General features: G+C 44.0%; 14 protein-coding genes. 1 reads left to right on the forward strand and 13 read right to left on the reverse strand.

Annotated features, from left to right (window positions below; all coding sequences use genetic code 11):
• Nucleotides 1-34: 34 nt before the first annotated feature.
• From BSHG_RS02775 to BSHG_RS02745, 7 genes are all read right to left on the reverse strand, one after another.
• Nucleotides 35-1,903: a GH32 C-terminal domain-containing protein gene (locus tag BSHG_RS02775; RefSeq protein ID WP_005789638.1), complete on the reverse strand. Its 1,869-nt coding sequence runs from the start codon at nucleotides 1,901-1,903 to the stop codon at nucleotides 35-37.
• A 124-nt stretch (nucleotides 1,904-2,027) separates the two neighbouring features.
• On the reverse strand, nucleotides 2,028-4,316 hold the full coding sequence (locus BSHG_RS02770; protein WP_008661209.1) for a TonB-dependent receptor: 2,289 nt from the start codon (nucleotides 4,314-4,316) through the stop codon (nucleotides 2,028-2,030).
• A 250-nt stretch (nucleotides 4,317-4,566) separates the two neighbouring features.
• Entirely contained in the window at nucleotides 4,567-4,923 is a 357-nt protein-coding gene (locus tag BSHG_RS02765; protein ID WP_005789642.1) for a helix-turn-helix domain-containing protein, read from the reverse strand.
• Between the two features lie 154 nt (nucleotides 4,924-5,077).
• Complete coding sequence (locus tag BSHG_RS02760; RefSeq protein WP_008661213.1) at nucleotides 5,078-5,851, reverse strand: BT1926 family outer membrane beta-barrel protein; 774 nt, start codon at nucleotides 5,849-5,851, stop codon at nucleotides 5,078-5,080.
• A gap of 53 nt (nucleotides 5,852-5,904) precedes the next feature.
• A complete protein-coding gene (locus BSHG_RS02755; protein ID WP_008661214.1) occupies nucleotides 5,905-7,593 on the reverse strand; it encodes a hypothetical protein in 1,689 nt (562 codons plus the stop codon).
• A 1,360-nt stretch (nucleotides 7,594-8,953) separates the two neighbouring features.
• Nucleotides 8,954-10,009 carry a nucleotidyl transferase AbiEii/AbiGii toxin family protein gene (locus tag BSHG_RS02750; RefSeq protein ID WP_008661220.1) on the reverse strand — a complete coding sequence of 352 codons (1,056 nt, stop codon included), beginning with the start codon at nucleotides 10,007-10,009 and terminating at the stop codon, nucleotides 8,954-8,956.
• Nucleotides 10,006-10,605 carry a DUF6088 family protein gene (locus BSHG_RS02745; protein ID WP_008661222.1) on the reverse strand — a complete coding sequence of 200 codons (600 nt, stop codon included), beginning with the start codon at nucleotides 10,603-10,605 and terminating at the stop codon, nucleotides 10,006-10,008. Before BSHG_RS02745 ends, BSHG_RS02750 begins: the two co-directional genes overlap by 4 nt.
• 295 nt (nucleotides 10,606-10,900) lie before the next feature.
• Here BSHG_RS02745 and BSHG_RS02740 point away from each other — a divergent pair, with 295 nt between their 5' ends.
• Nucleotides 10,901-12,166, forward strand: a complete 1,266-nt coding sequence (locus BSHG_RS02740) for an MFS transporter (protein WP_008661225.1) — start codon at nucleotides 10,901-10,903, stop codon at nucleotides 12,164-12,166.
• On the opposite strand, the gene BSHG_RS02735 is transcribed toward BSHG_RS02740, so the two are convergent.
• The 6 genes from BSHG_RS02735 to BSHG_RS02715 all read right to left on the reverse strand — a co-directional run bounded on the left by BSHG_RS02735 (nucleotide 12,163) and on the right by BSHG_RS02715 (nucleotide 18,583).
• Complete coding sequence (locus BSHG_RS02735) at nucleotides 12,163-12,891, reverse strand: nitroreductase family protein (RefSeq protein ID WP_005789654.1); 729 nt, start codon at nucleotides 12,889-12,891, stop codon at nucleotides 12,163-12,165. The genes BSHG_RS02740 and BSHG_RS02735 overlap by 4 nt on opposite strands.
• Nucleotides 12,892-12,909: 18 nt before the next feature.
• Nucleotides 12,910-13,608: a type 1 glutamine amidotransferase domain-containing protein gene (locus BSHG_RS02730; protein ID WP_008661226.1), complete on the reverse strand. Its 699-nt coding sequence runs from the start codon at nucleotides 13,606-13,608 to the stop codon at nucleotides 12,910-12,912.
• Between the two features lie 127 nt (nucleotides 13,609-13,735).
• Nucleotides 13,736-14,575: a patatin family protein gene (locus BSHG_RS02725; RefSeq protein ID WP_008661228.1), complete on the reverse strand. Its 840-nt coding sequence runs from the start codon at nucleotides 14,573-14,575 to the stop codon at nucleotides 13,736-13,738.
• A 67-nt stretch (nucleotides 14,576-14,642) separates the two neighbouring features.
• The gene (locus BSHG_RS02720) at nucleotides 14,643-16,832 is read right to left on the reverse strand and encodes a cation:proton antiporter (RefSeq protein WP_005789660.1); all 2,190 of its coding nucleotides are present in this window, start codon (nucleotides 16,830-16,832) and stop codon (nucleotides 14,643-14,645) included.
• A gap of 373 nt (nucleotides 16,833-17,205) precedes the next feature.
• Entirely contained in the window at nucleotides 17,206-17,556 is a 351-nt protein-coding gene (locus tag BSHG_RS0220715; RefSeq protein ID WP_032497496.1) for a DUF4907 domain-containing protein, read from the reverse strand.
• Complete coding sequence (locus BSHG_RS02715; protein WP_008661230.1) at nucleotides 17,537-18,583, reverse strand: Kelch repeat-containing protein; 1,047 nt, start codon at nucleotides 18,581-18,583, stop codon at nucleotides 17,537-17,539. The genes BSHG_RS0220715 and BSHG_RS02715 overlap by 20 nt, the downstream gene beginning before the upstream one ends.
• Nucleotides 18,584-18,594: the final 11 nt, after the last annotated feature.

Genomic DNA, 18,594 nt, shown 5'->3' on the forward strand with positions numbered 1-18,594 from the left:
TTAATGAATGTCTCAACGGGAGGCGATAGAGGAACTACAACCTGTATATCTTGCACCGATCCACCTTGAAGGCTCCCCCACGACTGTAAAAACTCATCTGATTGTAAGGAGTTGTAGGGAATATCAGGTTCGTCATAGCAATCTTACCTCCGTTCAGGAAGATTTCTACCGAGCATTTATCTACAAAGATATCCAATTTATAGTTACCGGCTTTCTGCACCGGAGCCCAGGTACCCAAAGCAAAATCGTCTACATAATTAATAGAGTTCTGTTTCCGGCGATCGTGTGCCTCAATGGCATGCGGGGCACTGTCTTTGCCGAAGTCTACGATGCCGCTCTTCGTACGGTCCATCACCAACTTTTTCTCCGGAAGGCTGATGTAGATATCTACATTCTCCCCTTTTTCATTGAACAGCTTCAGTCCCATAATCTCGGCAGAGCCGGTTGCCAGTTCCAACTCTATTTCGTAAGCCCCTTTATTATCGGACAACAACGAATCGACATGATAAGCATCCCCCACCTCAAAAGCCGGAATCTCCCGGGATTCTTTACGCAATGACTTGGTCTCTTCCACCGGGGCGGCAGCCATATAGATATCCCCATCTTGTGTATAAAGGCTCAGTTCGCGAGGCAATGCATTGGCACTGCGGAACTGACGGGTAGGCACGATATTGGCATATTGCCAGTTGCTCATCCAGGGAACCGCAATCGTACGGTCACCCGTATTCGAGAAGCAGACCGTCGCATAGTGATCTTTTCCCCAGTCGAGCCATTTCACCGTTTCGGGCTTATTGTCGCAAACAAACTTCTCTCCGTCAAAGTCACCGATAAAGTATTGGGTGGCACTTCCCCCAAAGTAACATCCCGGATTCACGTTGACTATCAGCGCCCACTTTTTATGGTCCGGGTTGCCGTCTACCGGAAGTTCTACCATATCCGGGCATTCGAACTGGCTGGGCTGAACCCCGTAACCTTCACCCCAACCGCTCATATAGGTCCATTCCTTCAGGTTCTCCGACGAATAGAAACGCATCTCTTTATCGGCCGACACCACCATCACCCACTTCTGATCGGGAGCATACCAGAATACTTTCGGATCACGGAAATCTTTCAGTCCGTCAAACGGAGTCAGAACCGGATTCTTTTCATATTTGGTAAACGTACGTCCGTTGTCAGTGCTATAGGCCATACATTGTATCTGCCCGTTTTTATCACTGGCCGAAGTGTAGAAGGCAACGATGGCCCCTGCCCCATATCCGGCTGTATTGGCATCATCCACTACTGAACTGCCGGAGAAAATATGTCCCAGCGTATCGCGGGCAAGTGCCGGCTCCAAATGTTCCCAGTGCACCAGATCCTTGCTCACCGAATGTCCCCAGTGCATGTTGCCCCACATCGAGCCGTAAGGATTATACTGATAGAACAAGTGATACTCACCATCTTTATATACCAGTCCGTTGGCATCGTTCATCCATCCGTAGAGCGGAGTATGGTGATACAAGGGACGATATTGGTCTGTATTGGTCGTGTCAAAAGTATCCGAAAGCTTGAGTTCTTTCCAACACAAAGCCTCCTTCGGCAAGTGACGGATACGCACGGCTACCTCTTTCTCTCCCTTAGGCAAAGCAAAGGGAACAAAATAGTCCACTTTCTCCCTTGACAGGCGTACGTCCATGTCTACCGGAACCGAGTCCGAAGCAATGCAGACCTGTGCTTCGGGAGTCTTCTCCTCGACGGGCAAAAGTAAATACTGCGTAGGATTTGTAATATGAATCACCGTAAGGCTGTCGCCTTCCTGTTCAAATGTCATTTTACTTTGTGAACTTTGGCAAGACGAAATTCCGAGAGAGAAAGCCAAAGCACCGATCACTCCTCTACTTACATTCATAAAAGTTGTTTTCATGATAACATGGTATTTTTATTAAGTAATGTAATAGCCGTATTTACGGTGGCAAATATAGCGGAGATATCTGCCACCGGCTATTAATTTTGTTTCAAATTGTATAACGATTGATACCAAACTCCTGTCAGAAGCGGATACTGGCAGCCAGCTCCACGGTAAACGGACGAATATAACTGCCCGCCATCCAATGACCGTTATAAGATGCCGCATCTTTTTTGTCCACCAGTTCGGCACCGGCAATGCTTCCTTTAGCCCCGGTCTGATTCAGGAAATTGATAACCGTGGCACTCAACGCAAGATGCTTATTCACCGTCCAGTTGATACCTCCGAAGGTTTCCCAGCGTCCGTTGAAATAGTAAGCATTTTTAATGTTGGCATACGTCTTGCTGAAGTAGCGGAAGCTGGCCCAGACTCTGAGATCATTCGTGATGTTATAGCTGGGATCCAGTTCGACAAGCACTTTCGGAATCTCCGTCACAATATTCCCTGTGGCATCGATCTCCCCCACCGTACCGTCTTTAAAGGTCACACTCGTTTCATACTTCTTGTAAGTCGGACTTTGATAAGTGAACAAGAAGTGGAAGTTGAAGCCCTTAAACGGCTTGATCACTGCATCCGTCGTCCAGCCGATGGTTTGGATGTCATAACTCAACGGGGCGGCGAGAATCTCAGTCTGGTCATTCGGATTAATCAGGTTCAGTGTCGAGTTGTTATTCGTCTTCGAGATATAAGAGAACAGAGAGGTCAGACTGATCCAATCGGTGTTATAATAGACCCCGGCACGTCCCAGGGGAACAGAGATTTTATCGGTATTGGGCATAGTGGCCGGTGCAAAGTTCGACAAGCCGGGACGCTGTGTGTTGTAAGTGAAATCGGCGGTAAAACCAAATTCACGGGTCAGCTTATAAGTAGCGGCGGCAGTAAAGGCCATGTTCATCCAGTCGTAGTCGAAAAGACGGGGAGTGATCCTGACTCCTTTATCGGACACAGCTCCCAGGTAATAATCCGGGAAACGGCCTACGGCATTCCCTTCGGCATCGTATACAGCCGCATTTTCACCTTCCAGGTGCTGCCATTCCAGACGGGCGCCATAATACACGTTCCACTTGGGCGAAATATCCCAATCGTGAGTGGCATAAACAGCCAGTTTGTTTTCATGTCCTTTATAATATTCCGAAGCATTCTTATTGAAATCGTAATATACACCATCTGTATTCCCTTCACGTACCAGACGTTCGGGATACTCCCCTACCGTATGATCGTACATGGTAGTATTCGAAGCATAATCCACCTTATAGTGCCATTCGTTCACTCCGATTCTCCAGGTCGTATTACGATAGGAACGGGAGAGTTCGGAGGTAGCGAAAAACTCATCGATTTTTCCCCGGTTAAGGCAAGACATGCGGCTCTGCACATATCCTTCATACGGTTTCAATGTACCGTCTACCGCTTTCAGGTAGTAACCGGCAGAGGCATCTTTCTGTTCCATGGCCATTGGAGTCTGGTAAACATACGAGCCCAAGGCATGATCATACTTCAGATTGATCTTCCAGTTCAGGCCATTATCCCAGGTGTACGTGTTGAGCAAGGTCAACTGGTTTCCTTTATTCAAAGTGGCATCATAAAGATTGGTCTCCTTCAGTTCACCCGTACGCATGTCACGGTAGGCCATTTCGCCCGTTGTAGGCAGATAGGAACTTGTTCCGAGGCTGAATCCCGGTATTTCTTTCACGCTACCGTCGCCTACATAGATGAAAGGGGCGGAAGTCACTTCGTTGCTTGGCCAACGGCTGTTGCTGTAGTGATAGATAGCCGACAGCTGTCCGCGTCCTTCATTATAATTCTTGGTCAGGGCTGCTTTATAGATTTGAGTACGGTCCTGATTCGATGTAAAACGCAGTTTGAAACTGCCCGGATCAAAATTTTGGTAAACGCTTCCACTGTAGAACCATCCTTTCCCCATACCACCGCTGATATTAGCATCGAACTGCTGCTTGCCAAAGTGATTGGTACTATAATTGACGATTCCACGAAACTTTTCTGTTCCCAACTGGGTGAAAGAGTTTACAGCATAACCGATATTGCCGGTAGTAATGGCGGTTTCGGAGATTTTGAGCAACCCGACGTGCCCGAGACTGCTGTCTCCACGCCAGTGCGTATTTACATTATGCGGATTAGAGGTATAGACTACGGGGAGTCCGTTTTCGAGTACATTTACGTCTCCACCCGGCAAGCCGATAGAGATTTCGCGGGGACCATTGGCGCTCGAAGCGTTCAGCATAACATTACGATTGCCTTCTTCCTTTGATCCGGAAGCTGTTTGAGCAGATTCTTTCTTTTCCTGTGCAGCTGTGAAGCCCGCTATCAGCAAGCAAGCCAGCAAGCAAACAGCCCTTTTCTGGTTCTTCATCATGGTACTTAAATTTTTTAGTTGATTGAGATTGTTTTGATGCCGCAAAGGAACGCGGAATCCCATTTCCCAACTAAAAGATTTGTTTCAAAGGCTGCTAATTTTGTTTCGTCTACTATTTATCCTCTAATTATCAACAACTTACAAAAGAAGTAAAAAGATCTTTTTAGAATTATAAATACGAGGTAATTCCCTTCTTCCTTCTATTTGTTTATAGAAAAGCAGGTGAAAAGAAGATATCAGATATGTAAAATCACTTTCCCTTTCCTTCCAACAGGTCTGCAATCTTCTGTTTCAGGTTCAGTTTCAACATTTCATCGGGACGCAACTCGATCTCTAAACTGATCTTTGCATTTCCCACTTTAAACGGAGACTCTTCGTCCGTAGCAAGAGCATGTTCTTTCTTTATGGAATATAAAACAGCGAAATCATAATCCAGCGCCAACGACAAGCTATACAGGGTATCCGTATCGATACTTTTCCGTGTCAGCAGATAGTCCACACTCTGTGGTTTTACCCCCAACCTACGGGCAAGCTCGGCCTTTGTCACCTGCTTTTCGGCTATGACCTGTTTTATCACTTCACCTATGTATATATTACTCTTTTTCATATTCCAAATACCATTCAGTCTTTCCCAAAGATACCAATCACATAAAAATCCCCGACAGCCGTCACGGACACCGGGGAGGTATAAATAAATGGACTTATTTATTTATAAAATCGTCCACCCGGCCGATGGCCTATCAGCCGGATGGAGATAGAGGTCAAAACTTAAATCCGATCTTAAATGTCGGAGCGGCCAGCACACTGTAGTTGTGGCTGTCTGCCGACAGATCGCCAAGACCTGCTTGCGGATTATACGTAGTCTTGTTGTACGTATAAGCAAACGGATCGATCTGCGCACCGATATAGAGTGCAGGAAGAACAAAGTAATCGACACCGATAGTCAAGGCGCCGCGAAGATTCCAACTCTCGGCAATAGATTTGCCCATAGAGGTCTCTTCATCATACTTCATTTCATTTTCACCGTAAGCAAAACCTACGCGAATACCTGTATACCACATCAGGTTAGGAACACGCTTGATGTTGAAATAACGATCAACACCTGCTGACACATTATAGGCGAACGACTGAGCATCGGCTACGGCACGATAGTTAGGAATCTCTCCCATATTCTCGTCAGCCGAGTTATTCTTATTCGAATCGTCTATTGTGCCGGGAACAGCCGGATAACCGGGGTTATTCGTGAAGCTGACACCGCCACCCAAATTTAGTTTCCACTGATCTTTGAAGAACCAGCCTCCTTCAAAACCAACCATCAGCTTTTTGTCTGCCCAGTTGGTAGAGAGCGCTCTGACTTCATAGTCAGTCAGCAGCCCCGAAGGGGCTGTGACACTTGTGTAACTATTGTATCCAACAGTAGCTGCTACCGTAAAGTCTCCTTTTTTAGGAGTATTGTCTTTACTACAGTTCTGTGCATTCACTGCAAGACACAGCATGGGTAGAACGGCCAACACTAAAAGTCTTTTTATTTTCATACGATACTTTTTTTAATTTGTTGTTTTTTTGCCGTTACTGAATATGAAAAATATTACAAAGCAGCAATGGCATCATCCAGTTGCTTTTTATATTTCTCCACAATCTGTCCCTGACTTTCAATCTGAGCATTCAAAGCTTCAATACGATCTACCATATAAGCATGCAAAGCCTCAGCTGTATCTTCTCCTATATTATTTTGGTCAACAACATAACCTGGATACCATCTTCCATTTAACAAGTAAGCTTGATTGCTCCAAACATAAATAGTGTTAGTACTATTCGCCTTAGCAATATCTTCTTTTGCCTTAGCAATCTGAACATCACAATCAGCAATCATTTGATCAATATTCTGAGTTGAGTTCAAAAGAGTCTGTACATCCTGTAAAGCTGTTTGGTTTGCACTTAACGGCAACTGCGCTGCATCATCAGCATCACTTGCTGCAACCAAAGCCTCAGCCAAAGTTTTCGCATCAGCGATATCTTTGTCGTATGCAGCTTTCGCATCTGCATTAGCAAACAATGCTACTGCATCCTGGAATGCTTTAAATTCAGCTTCAGCTTCAGCCAATTCTTTTTTTGCAGCCTCTAAAGCCTCATCAGCTCTTTCAATATCAGGTTGCAATGCTTCAATTTCAGCTTGAATAGCAGCTTTTTCTGCATCAGTAGTAGCTGCTGCCTTTTCAGCCTCTTTTTGCTTTTTCTGTGCAGCCCAATATTCTATATTAGTATATGCACCTGAAGCCTGTATACCCTTATCTGTATCAGAAGGTACACCTACGATGTTCTCTTTAATATATTTTATTTTATTTTGGAAAGCAAGAGTTGCAGATGTAGTTTCGCTCTTCAGACCCAATTCATAAAAACGAACAGACTGAGCATTATTACTGTTCTCGCCAACTTCTACAAAATTAGAAGTAGTCACTGAGAAATAGTAAGTTTGGTTATTATATTCAACCTCAATATATGTTAACTCCGCTCCTACTTTAGCTAAATCAGAAGATAATTTATCAGTATTTCCGTAGTCATCATAACAAATTTTAGCCTGTGCTTCGTCAAATTTAGCCTGAGCAACTTTTGCAGCATCTGCAGTTTTTCCTTTTGCAGCTGTAAGTTCAGTTTGTTCAACTCTAAGTGTCTCGAATTTTTTCTCTAATGCAGCACGGTCAGAAGCAATCGAAGATAATTTCGACAATTGCTCTTTTCTCTCCGTCTGTTGTGCTATAATTTGATTCTTCACTACAGCAATCTTTTCAGCAGCTTTCTGAGCAGAAACTACACCCGCTTTTAAAGCGATTTCATCAGCAGTAGCGTTGATTAGCTCTGAATTCAAGTTAATTAACAGACTACTTGCATTGGAATAATTATTCCAAAGAGTATTGTTAATCCACTGATCCTGATTAGTAATAATATCCATTTCCGCATCTTTCTGATCTCTTTGAGCCTGTGCTATATCACGAGCTGCCTCAGCTTGGATTACAGTTAATTTAGCTGCCCATTTTGCTTTATCAGCTTCAGTTTTCGCATCTTGATAAGCAGCTTCTGCTTCCTTCAATTTAGCTTCTGCATTTGCTCTAATCGTTTCAGCCTCTGCCTGCGCATTAGCCAATGCAGCAGCACCCTTCAGTTGTTCAGCTTTTGCATTACGTACAGCTTCTACCGATGCCGATTCGTCATTGTCTACGCAAGCCCCCAGTGACAAAGCACCCAGAAGCACTGCTACCATCATGAGTTTCTTTTTCATAATCTCAATTTTTTAGTGTTAATAATATAAGTAATTCAATATTAGTGTAATACCTTAATTCTTCTCTATTCTATCAAAATTGGCTATATTTGCCAACTGCCAATGGTTAACATACTTTTTAAAGATCCCTTTAATAATTGGGTATATTTAATTGTTCGAAGCAAATGTAGATATTATAATTATACTAAGCAAGAGTTAAGAGAAAAAAAATTCTATTTTTTCAATAAGGTTGAATTTTAACGGGATTTTATCATACAAGCCACATTCAAACTTCTTCTTCATGCGCCTTCAACACGCCCCCCCAAAAAACACTTACGCGAATATAATCGTAAAAAAGCCCCCGGATAAAAAGAAAAAGAAACACAACTGCATTTACATATGATAAGGTATACCATATATATATCAGGCAGCTCCATCCTCCCATCTTCCACCTGCCTTTTTCTCAGTTCCATCTACTCTAATCTACTAACGTAGAAGAAAATGCTGATACAACTTGTTTTTCACGCTCACTTACAGTCTGTCATTTTGTATTTTTAAAATGCGGAGAAGCGCTTTTTTATAGCCCAAAGGGAACGGATAGGATAAAAACGTGTGGATTTTGCGATAGCACAATTCACGCATCTTGTATTTAGAGGATATTCTGATCACAATAAAGGATTGTTGACGGATGTCGTAACAAAATCGAAGTCTGAAGTACCTGAATGATTTCAAAATGCTATTCGCATGCTGCCCGTTTGTGATTGGATTCCAGAAAGAAATACCCTTTTTTTTCATTCTATTTATTGTTTTTTCAACGACCTGACCTTGCTTTTTTGTCTGAAAGTTAATATCCTGAAAGCAGGAAGTTAACTTCCTGCTTTCAGGATATTAACTTTCTCTTGCCAAGAAGTTAGTTCTTTGTTTTTACGATGTTAACTTCCTGTTGCCGACTTCCGGATTTCATGGTATAAACAGGCTCAATATTTGCATTTCGCTTGCCGATCCACTCCTGTTTCACTATTTTTTTGAAAACAGAGAGTTATCCCAAGATCACTTTTTCCCACTTTTTAATATAGATTTCGAGATATTGCTTACATAATAACAATCGGTAAGTATAGATACCGATGCTACTTTCAATGGCTACCCAAATCCCTATTCAGACACCTGCTTTTATAGATATGAACAATTAATGCCCATCATAGCCTTTTCAACCTAAATTATATATTGGTCTAACTTTGTTTATACGCACTATGTATTTGAGAGCACTCCTTCTCCATGACACCCCTGCATCACATTGGCTTGCAGGCTTCCCCCTGCATTCCCTTCTAGCCAAATGTCTTTACTAACTTGCGCTCCGTATAGCGTATCTGCAAACAAATGTCTAATCTTTATCTCCGAACTCTATTGAGCGAAAACGGGCTTGTAAGACCTTCAATCGTTCCATCAGTTCCCCAAACTCAAGAGAGGCTCCATAGATAAAACTATTCTGCATTTCCTTGTAATCAGTTTCATACTGGGGTAGCAATACTTCTTTGGGTAGAATGGTGATAGAATCTGGTAAATCCTTGTCATAATCAACGTAGCCGACATGGTAAAATTTTCGGCGATGTTCAACTATTTCGTGGTAGAGAGCTGCATCGTTTATGGCAAGATCCGCATAAGGTGTGTTCATCAGTTTTTCTAAATCATAGAAATGCCGAGTCATCCTTCGTGTTCTAGGCTTTTCTTTTTGAAACTCTTCATTGAGAAGAAATGCTTTTTCCAAAAATGTCCTAGTAGGACTGACCGTACGGATGGTCTGCACCAAATCTGAATCTACATCTTCACCCACATATGTTTGTTCAATAAGCGACGAGATTCTCCTCATCTCGTATGGCTCAGACATTGACAAGATACTGATTTCTATTTTTACTGTCGGGATAGCATATGCAGCCTGACTATTGTAGATTGAGGAGTATTGCACGTAAAGCACAGAAGGGTCTTTGTCGTGTGGCACTTTTCTCGGTTCTCCATTTTCATCAAGTATATCATTGTCAGAGAGTACGGTCACGTTAAGTCTAAGCTCTGCCAGTTTCGCTTCCAACTCGTCTTTGAACTCTCCGAACAAAAAGTCTTGTCCTTTCTCGCGAAGATTATGGATTTGTGTATTGCTAGTGCAGTTTGCACAGGAAAGTTTTTTAACGTTCAGAAAATAGTCCCGACTCAAAACCAAATCAATATCCTCACTAAAGCGGTTGATGATGTCCCATCCTTTACTGAGGCTCGTCCCCCCTTTGAACAACAGATATTCTGACACGCTGGTATGGAACAGGGCATACAACACAGTCGTTACCCACCAGTCTTTTTCTGCAGCGACTTCATCTATTTGTCGTGCCTCAACCACACCTTGTATCATAGCCTTTCGCTCTTTGAGCGAGAAATCAATCCATTTGCTCATCGTTTTAATCCCTTCTTAATTACTTGTCGCATCCATACCGGAGCTAATAATAAATCATATTCTATTGTATCAGCCTCTGGCGTTTCAGTGAACAGCTGACCAATTCTTGTTTCGTCCTTAGGCGTGATGTTATTTTCACCGATGCTGCGCAGTGCTTGCACCAATTCGGACATCAGCCGTCCTCGAAATGCAAAATTCTTAGGTGCCCCATGTTTCAAGGTCACTGTTCGGTTCCCCAATTTTAGCTTTCTGCCAGAACCTGTAGTCAGAAAAATAGTATTCATAGGCACTTGTGTTGAGAATCCCAAGCGATTAGCAGCTGTAGCTCCAGTAGGTATTACCTTTGCTTTGTCTCGCTTAGCTATTTCTGTCACCAATTCGTATGCTGAGGGATATAAGGTACCAAAGCGTGTCTTGCGAGCCTTCACATAGACTCCTTTTGCTATACGTGTTATTAATCCTTCTTTTTCAAATTGAGCGAGCAATTTGGTGACGTACTCAACATCATATTGAGAGAAAGATGACACAAAGAATATCTCACCAAACTTGCTGCGAGTTATTCTTTTCCTAATCTGTTGTATTACTGTATTTTCCATTAATAATCCGCTTTAATAAAGGTCGGAATGATTGCAAATATTTCCGACTATAAAGCTACTGCTTTTATTTCAATTGACAATGGTTTAGACCATAAGATTTTGTTTTTTGACCGAAATCGTGAAGTTTTGTTGTCATTCAAATCGTACTTCCATGAAATTGTTTATGTCTTGTATTAGCTAACCTAGTTATGAAGTACTCTTTCAAATTTCATTATAATATAGGTAAATAATATGTTTTCACACAACTTTCAAAACGAAAGATTGTTTCCCAAACATGTAATTCAAATGATCTCTTATGAACCAAAAGCGCAATCAAACCAAAGTCGTAAACGTGTTTACCGTATTTATGGTAATGCTGATCTTGTATTTTATCGTGGGACTTTTCACCGTCATCAATCAACAATTCCAGATACCGTTACAAACAGCTATGCTGCCCCACGATGGTAATATCACCAATGCATTGGTGACAATGCTGAATTTTTCATGGTTTCTTGCCTATCCCCTATCCGAAGGATTCGGAACACGATGGCTGGAAAAATACGGATACCGAAAAACATCTTATCTTGCCTTACTGATACTTATCGCCGGACTGGCGATCTACGAAGCAGCTGTGCTTTTCCATATATATACGCCCATGCAGGTCTCCATCATCGGAAATCACATTTCTGTCGGCTTTTTCATTTTTCTGATCGGCTCTTTTGTGATCGGTGTAGCCGCAACGATCCTGCAAGTAGTGCTCAATCTATATCTCACAGTTTGCCGAATTGGTAAAACAACAGCCTTGCAGCGACAGATGATCGGCGGAACAAGCAACTCGATAGGTATGGCTATCGCTCCGTTGGTAATCAGTTATCTGATATTTCACGGAACACCTTTGCACGACATCGTGACGAAGCAGTTCATTATCCCACTGATCATATTGATTCTGATCATGCTGATTATTACTCTTTTAGTTGGTAAAACACAAATGCCTTCTATCGACAATGTACGCCAAGCACCGGGAGAAAACCTCGATAAAAGCGTATGGTCCTTTAGAAACCTGAAATTAGGGGTATGGGGTATTTTCTTCTATGTAGGCATCGAGGTGGCCGTCGGAGCTAATGTCAATATGTATGCATCCGAACTCGGAGGATCGTTCGCCTCAAACGCTACCCACATGGCTGCCTTATATTGGGGATTGCTGTTATTGGGACGCTTCTTAGGCTCCTTTATCAAGCAGGTCCCTTCCGAAAAGCAACTGGTGATAGCCTCCATCGGAGCCATCGTACTACTCGTGCTTGCTATGCTGACGGCCAATCCCTGGATATTGACATTGATAGGCTTTTTTCATTCCATCATGTGGCCGGCCATTTTTACATTGGCAACCGACCAACTGGGGAAATATACCACTAAGGCATCCGGAGTGCTGACAATGGGAGTCATCGGCGGAGGTATTATCCCTCTTTTACAAGGAATCTTTGCCGATGTGATGGGTGGCAACTGGCTTTGGACATGGCTGTTGGTCATCGCCGGGGAAGCTTACATTTTGTATTATGGCCTAAATGGATACAAACAACATTAAACTCTATGATAAACTTCATCAAACGGTACTCTGCCCCGTTCACCCCAGATTCCTTTGTTTCCATCCCGTATTCCACAGGCGATCACCATGTTCACTTCGGCCCCATGAGGCAACTTCAATAGTTTCTTCATTTGTTTGCTGTCAAAGCCCTCCAAAGGACAGGTATCATATCCTTCGTTTGCCATGGCAATCATAAATGTCTGGGCAGCCAGTGCACAAGATTTGTGGACGACAACACGCATATCACTTTCGGAAACTTCACGCACAATGGGGCGGAAAAGGCCGATAGCCTTAGCCAATACAGATCTCAGGAGTCCCAGTATCCTAAAAAAGCGGGCATACAGAAACGGCATTAGCTTTCCATAATAGAGCTCTCTGTCTTTAATACGTTTTTCCTGACGTTCTTTGGGACTGTTTCGTCTCACGTTTCCTCTTTCAAAATCAAGCACGAACTTTGCCCGGCTCCGGTATAAATCCTGACGCGTAACAAAAACAACAACCTCTGAAGCCGTTGAAGTTGCGGTCTGATCAAGGCAGGCTTTGGATATTTTTGCCAGCAATTCCGGCTGTATGACTTGATAAAACTCCCACAATTGCATATTTGAACTGTTAGGCGCCAATGTTGCCAGTTCCAGACAATGTTTCACTTTCTCAGGGTCCAACGGCTTCGTTTTATCAAACACCCGCACGGAACGACGATAATTTAAGACTTCTTCTAAATTCATTTCCTATAATAATCAAAATTACTTTTCGCGACTCAACTGCCGCATTACAACTTCTGCCATTTCTTTTGAACTGAACGGGTTTTGTCCCGTTATCAGGTTACAGTCCACCACTACTTTCGAGGTCATCGGAATCAATGCCTTCTCGTAGTCGGCTCCTTTCTTTTCGAGTGCAGCCTCAAGGTCGAAAGGTACTTCCTTTTTTCTCCCGGCCAAACTTTCTTCAAACCAAGAAAAGCCTGTGATCTTTTTATCTTTGATAAGATACTCTCCTCCGGACAGTTTAACATTCAAAAGCCCGCTTACACCATGACAGATGGCCGCTACTGCTTTATCACTCTCATAATGCTTTTCAATAATCGCCTGCAATACAGTATCGTCAGGAAAATCATACATCGCACCATGACCACCTGCCAAATAAACACAGTCAAATAGCTGTCCGGAAACTTCGGCTAAACTTTTTGCATGCTGCAATTCACGCCTGAATTCAAGATCATCCCAATAATCCTTCGAAAGTTTGTCCAACATCATCGGTTTTAGACTCTCCGGATCAACAGGAACATTGCCGCCCTTGGGGCTTGCGACGGTTATTTCATACCCTGCCTCTTCGGCACAATGATAGATATGGGTCAACTCACTGAGCCATAACCCTGTTTGCAGATTACCATCGGCATACATATCGGTTCCGGTTACAACAATCAGCATCTTTAAAGCATCCATAATATATTATTTTAAGTGACGTGATATAGAAACGTACCTACAACCGACTTGTTATCTTGCTAACCGGAGTTTTAACTTTTTTTCAGTGGCTACGGTCATCCCTATTTTCAGTACACCGGACACATCATCAGAGAACTTCAAGCTGCCGCTTCGCACATTCGTATCCTTCCTCATAGAGATCGGTCAGTTTTTGAATATCACGTTCAATGCGGTCCACTACAACAGGCTTCTGAGGACGGATGACAAGGATATCCCCCTCCTCTTCCATACGCTCTACCATCTCTAACTGTTCATTGTACGCAGCACAACGCCGACTTAACGCTTCCCGCATCTTGGGGTATTTACGATAGACAAAAGGAGGAATACGGATGTCTTTGTTCTCTTTTCGATAACCACGATTCCGGGTGAGGACAACTACATTATTCCGATATCCGTCGTGTATGGCACGTTGCAAAGGAATTGAATCTACAATGCCGCCATCCAGCATAGGGATGCCGTCTACATAAGCTATGGGACAAACGAAAGGAAGGCTGCTGGAAGCACGGACAATGTCGATTACACGGTTCTTATCCTTTTTTTCCTCAAAGTAATCGGCTTCCCCGGTCAGGCAATTGGTAGTCACCATCACATATCGTTCGGGCGAATCAAAGTATGCCTGATAATCGTAAGGAAGAATATGTTCGGGAAATTCCGTAAAGAGAAGATCGAAGTCCAGGATATTCCGTTTCTTGAGCAAATACTTCAATCCGATATAATGGTACTTCTCTAACAAGTCGATGTTACTGTACTTGGCCCGTCCACGCTGGCGAGACATATACGAAAGCCCGTTGCAAGCTCCCGCAGAGACCCCGATTGTATAGGGAAAACGAATATCATGGTCCATCAGATAGTCCAGTACCCCACAGGTAAATACGCCGCGCATACCTCCTCCTTCGAGTACCAGACCGGTTTGATTATCAATTGTCATCTTTCAAAATAATTAGTCGTTAGAATTCGGTAATCAATACGAATCAGCAGTTGTCGGGTTTGAAACTTCAACCCTTCTTAGGCCTCCGGATGACCAACAGTGAAGGCAAATCGCGGAACACCTCTTCTTCTTCGGACAGCTTCGTATAAGATAAGTGACTCATCACAAGCAAGCCATCCTTCGCTGCCGAAGTCAGATTGGCAGCACCACTAAAAGGCTGTGTCCGGATCTGAGACGAATATTTTGCCAGGATCGGATCGGTCGATTGCCGGAAAGCTTCATCATCCGTATCAAAAAGGAAGAGATGAACCTGTGCTCCCCCTTCCAACATACTTTCAAGATAAGTCAACAAAAAAGCATCAATCACTCCCCCCAGTACGAAAGAGACGGGGGAGCTGCCGCTATAGCCACGATTGACAAAAACAGCAACCGGACATTTCACCTGCTCCATTACATCGTCTATCTTATCGCGAAACAGAGAGAGCCACAGCACTCCGTTGCTTCCCGCAGTATCCGGCCTGTACTTGCTACCGGCTCCCAACAGAAACATATCGGGACGCTCTTTTCGTGCCAACCGGATCATATCCTGTACCAATTTATCGGTTACCCGGTAACGATTCTCAACGCTAAGTCCCAATTCGGAAGCTTTTTCGTCCACGAGGGAAAAACTATCTCGGGCATACTGCTCTGCATTCAGGGGGTTCAGATCCGTACCCACTGTAAAATGGGCAGCAACGACTTGGGCAGCTTTCATCTTCTTTCCGAACAATAAGAAAAAGATGGAAAGCAGGCTGCGTCCCGACTCCGGCCTGCCAAAACAGAAGACCAGCTTCAGCTTGGCCGACAAGCGTTCTTCACGACGGGCAAAAACCCGCTCGACAAGGTGTAACAACGGAGTCGTCATAAAAGTAGTTACCAATGCCATAATGACGAGGATTACAAAGATAGAAGGCGGAAGTACTCCCATTTCGTATCCGATATTCAGTGCCACCAGTTCCATCAGTCCCCGTGTATTCATCAGCGTACCGATAGTAAAACTGTCTTTCCAGGACTCACCTACCAAACGCGCGGCAACAGCACATCCTCCCAGTTTTCCTGCTACGGCAACCGTAATCAGCAGCAGGCAGACACCCCAAAGCGCCGGACTGTTGATCAATCCGATCTCGGTACGCAATCCTGTAAAGGCAAAGAAAAGAGGAAGAAAAAAGACAAGGGCAATATCTTCTACTTTTTCCATCATCACCTTGCGGAATCCGATGCTGGGCGGCATCACCACTCCTGCCATGAAAGCACCGAACAGGGCATGAATACCGATAATCTCGGTAAGCGTGGAAGAAATGATGAGAATCAGCAGAATCAGCGCCACAAATGTTTTGTTAATCACCTCCTGATTGGCATACACCTCTCCCACTTTCTTGAGGAAAGGACGTACCACCATAAACATGATAATGATATAAAGAGCCGTCAGCCCGATGGCGTAAAGGGCACTGGCAAACGTTCCCGCCTTGGCTATGGCGATGACTACAGCCAGCAGACACCAGGCAGTAACGTCATCATTGGCAGCCGAAGCAATGGCCAAAGTTCCCAAAGAAGTCTTTGTCATATTCCGTTCCTGAATGATGCGTGCCAACACCGGAAAAGCGGTTATACTCATTGAGATACCGATGAAGAGAGCAAACGGCAGAAAGGCGGTCTGGGCAGCCGCATACTCTTCATAAATCCAATAGGATGCCACGATGCCGAGGAAGAACGGAACCAATATACCCGCATGGCTGATGACCAATGTTTCGTTTATCTTGTTTTTGAGTACGCTAAAGTCTAGTTCCATCCCGATTACGAACATGAAAAGAACCAGTCCGACCTGGCTCAGCAACTCCAGATTGGTAAGAGATTCGGGAGGGAAAAGGGCTTGAAACACATCTGGGAAAAAATAGCCTAACACAGAAGGCCCCAACACAATACCCGCCACAATCTCACCAATCACCCCGGGCTGCCCGATGTGCTTGAACAGAAAGCCGAAAAGCCTTACCATCAGCAGGACAGCAATGATCTGTATCAGCAATATACTCAAGGGATGATGTAAGTTGTCGGTGACAAACTGACAAAACATAGTGAAAGGAGTGTCTTCTGCGACAGTTGACGATGCTACCGCATGGTGTGAAAAACGATCTCCCTCCTCGATAGCCATGTAAATAAGCGCCCCGAAAAGGAGCAACATAACCGCATAAATAAGATAATTCTTTTTGGCTCTCTGCATACAAGCATATTTTTTTGTGAAGTGTGTCTATGCAAAGATAAAACAAACCAAAATAAAAAATAGTTTTAGAGTAAGTTTAAATCTATTCGAAATAGTATTTTCACCACAGAGCAGACAAAGCAGGCGAAGACCGGGATGAAACCGATTCGTGGCGGCACAAAACCATAACCAACTCAAAAGCAACACTATACAAATACAAAAATAGGTTTTAAATCAAAGGTATTTGGGTTTAAAAGGTAAGCCCCGTTAATTTAAAACCAACGGGGCAGTGCTTCGAAACCTATCAAAAAGAAACCTTAAACTTGCCTTATAAAGACCAAAAGGTATCGCTTTTCATTCTCCTGTTTGCAAATACATTTTCAAATATCGATTTTCAGTGAGCCCTGTAAAGGAATCCATTTGTTTCCGTCACCTGCTCCAAGTCGGAAGCCGATATTGTGAAATCACTTCCCGACCGTATCCTTTCCAGTACCAGATTTCCGACTCTCCGGGCATCTTCTTCCGAAGCAAACCCTTTCCGTCCGGGAAGTGAAGGTATGTATGGCTGGCAGATCACTACCCGGTCGCCACAAAGAATCCGGTAACCATATCCGCCTTCATTCTCCGTTTCAATTATTTGGAGACTATACCTACAAGCCTTATGCCGATGGTATAAGAAGAAGGATATCAGCATGCAGATAGCGAGAGTCAGCCAAAGTATGCTCTTATTCTTCTTCATATTCATAAGGCTTCAACTCCCAAGTGTCATCAAAGTATGAACTCGATCCACTGCCGCCTGTCGCAATGATCCCCCGGGTTCCGGTAGAAAAGCAGACAGCATGGATGCGTGTACTGCCTTCAAACGCTGTCAGGTCGTCTCCTTCCCAAAGATCGGTTTCAGGATCATAGATCCAATAGTTCGAATAATAACTTCCTCCGGCAGTAGAGCCCAAAGTCAGATACGCTTTTCCATCGATCACAAAACTGACTCCGTAAGAACGGACAATAGAAGTATAATCATAATCATCGTCGCTGGTATTGGCAATATCTCTCAATTGTGTCCACGGCGTGGCGGCAGAAGGATCGAAACGCCAAAAGTCCGACACATCGGAATTGTTGTTCTGTCCTCCACAGACATAGGCTTTTCCATTGATCACAAAGGCTGTGGCTCCCTGACGCTTTTGTCCACCGAAACCATTCACGATAGTCCATTGCGAACCGGCTGCCGCAGTAGGATCGAATCGATAAAAGTCCTTCAAATAGTTATCATTGTAACCGGTACCTACATAGCCATAATTATCAATGCCAAACCCAAGGGCATAATAACGGGCTCCCCCTTTGAAGTCATCCATTTGCCGCCAGGTATTTGTCTCCGGATCGTACTCCCACGTATCGGCCAGATACTTCTGATCGGGATTGTAACCGGTAGTGATGTACCCTTTATTCCCCACCGGGAAACCTGTAGCGGCATTCCGAACCGTACCGGGCATATCGGCACGTTGCGTCCACCAGTCATTGTCGATGTCATACTCCCAGGTATCGGCCAGACGGGTTGTTTTCCCGTTGTAACCTCCACAGATATATCCTTTGTTGCCAATCGTGAAACCGGCAGCATCGGTACGTGCCACCCCGTCGAAGTCCGAACGGCGATACCAGACTCCTGCCGTATAGGAAGCATCTTCCGTACAGGCGCACAAGCAAAAAAGTATGGTACAGAGTACCAAAACTCCGGCCCCCGACCTATTCGTTACTGTTTTTTCTATTCCAGTCATTCTTTTATTCT

This window comes from Bacteroides sp. 3_2_5 (assembly GCF_000159855.2).
Classification (GTDB): Bacteria; Bacteroidota; Bacteroidia; order Bacteroidales; family Bacteroidaceae; genus Bacteroides; species Bacteroides fragilis.

Bases quoted from the DNA above. Each gene is read 5' to 3' on its own strand.
- BSHG_RS02750 (WP_008661220.1), bottom strand. From the start codon at position 10,009: ATGAGCAAATGGATTGATTTCTCGCTCAAAGAGCGAAAGGCTATGATA.
- BSHG_RS02720 (WP_005789660.1), bottom strand. From the start codon at position 16,832: ATGCAGAGAGCCAAAAAGAATTATCTTATTTATGCGGTTATGTTGCTC.
- BSHG_RS02775 (WP_005789638.1), bottom strand. From the start codon at position 1,903: ATGAAAACAACTTTTATGAATGTAAGTAGAGGAGTGATCGGTGCTTTG.
- BSHG_RS02725 (WP_008661228.1), bottom strand. From the start codon at position 14,575: ATGACAATTGATAATCAAACCGGTCTGGTACTCGAAGGAGGAGGTATG.
- BSHG_RS02760 (WP_008661213.1), bottom strand. From the start codon at position 5,851: ATGAAAATAAAAAGACTTTTAGTGTTGGCCGTTCTACCCATGCTGTGT.
- BSHG_RS02730 (WP_008661226.1), bottom strand. From the start codon at position 13,608: ATGGATGCTTTAAAGATGCTGATTGTTGTAACCGGAACCGATATGTAT.
- BSHG_RS02740 (WP_008661225.1), top strand. From the start codon at position 10,901: ATGAACCAAAAGCGCAATCAAACCAAAGTCGTAAACGTGTTTACCGTA.
- BSHG_RS02755 (WP_008661214.1), bottom strand. From the start codon at position 7,593: ATGAAAAAGAAACTCATGATGGTAGCAGTGCTTCTGGGTGCTTTGTCA.
- BSHG_RS02770 (WP_008661209.1), bottom strand. From the start codon at position 4,316: ATGATGAAGAACCAGAAAAGGGCTGTTTGCTTGCTGGCTTGCTTGCTG.
- BSHG_RS02765 (WP_005789642.1), bottom strand. From the start codon at position 4,923: ATGAAAAAGAGTAATATATACATAGGTGAAGTGATAAAACAGGTCATA.
- BSHG_RS02745 (WP_008661222.1), bottom strand. From the start codon at position 10,605: ATGGAAAATACAGTAATACAACAGATTAGGAAAAGAATAACTCGCAGC.
- BSHG_RS02715 (WP_008661230.1), bottom strand. From the start codon at position 18,583: ATGACTGGAATAGAAAAAACAGTAACGAATAGGTCGGGGGCCGGAGTT.
- BSHG_RS0220715 (WP_032497496.1), bottom strand. From the start codon at position 17,556: ATGAATATGAAGAAGAATAAGAGCATACTTTGGCTGACTCTCGCTATC.
- BSHG_RS02735 (WP_005789654.1), bottom strand. From the start codon at position 12,891: ATGAATTTAGAAGAAGTCTTAAATTATCGTCGTTCCGTGCGGGTGTTT.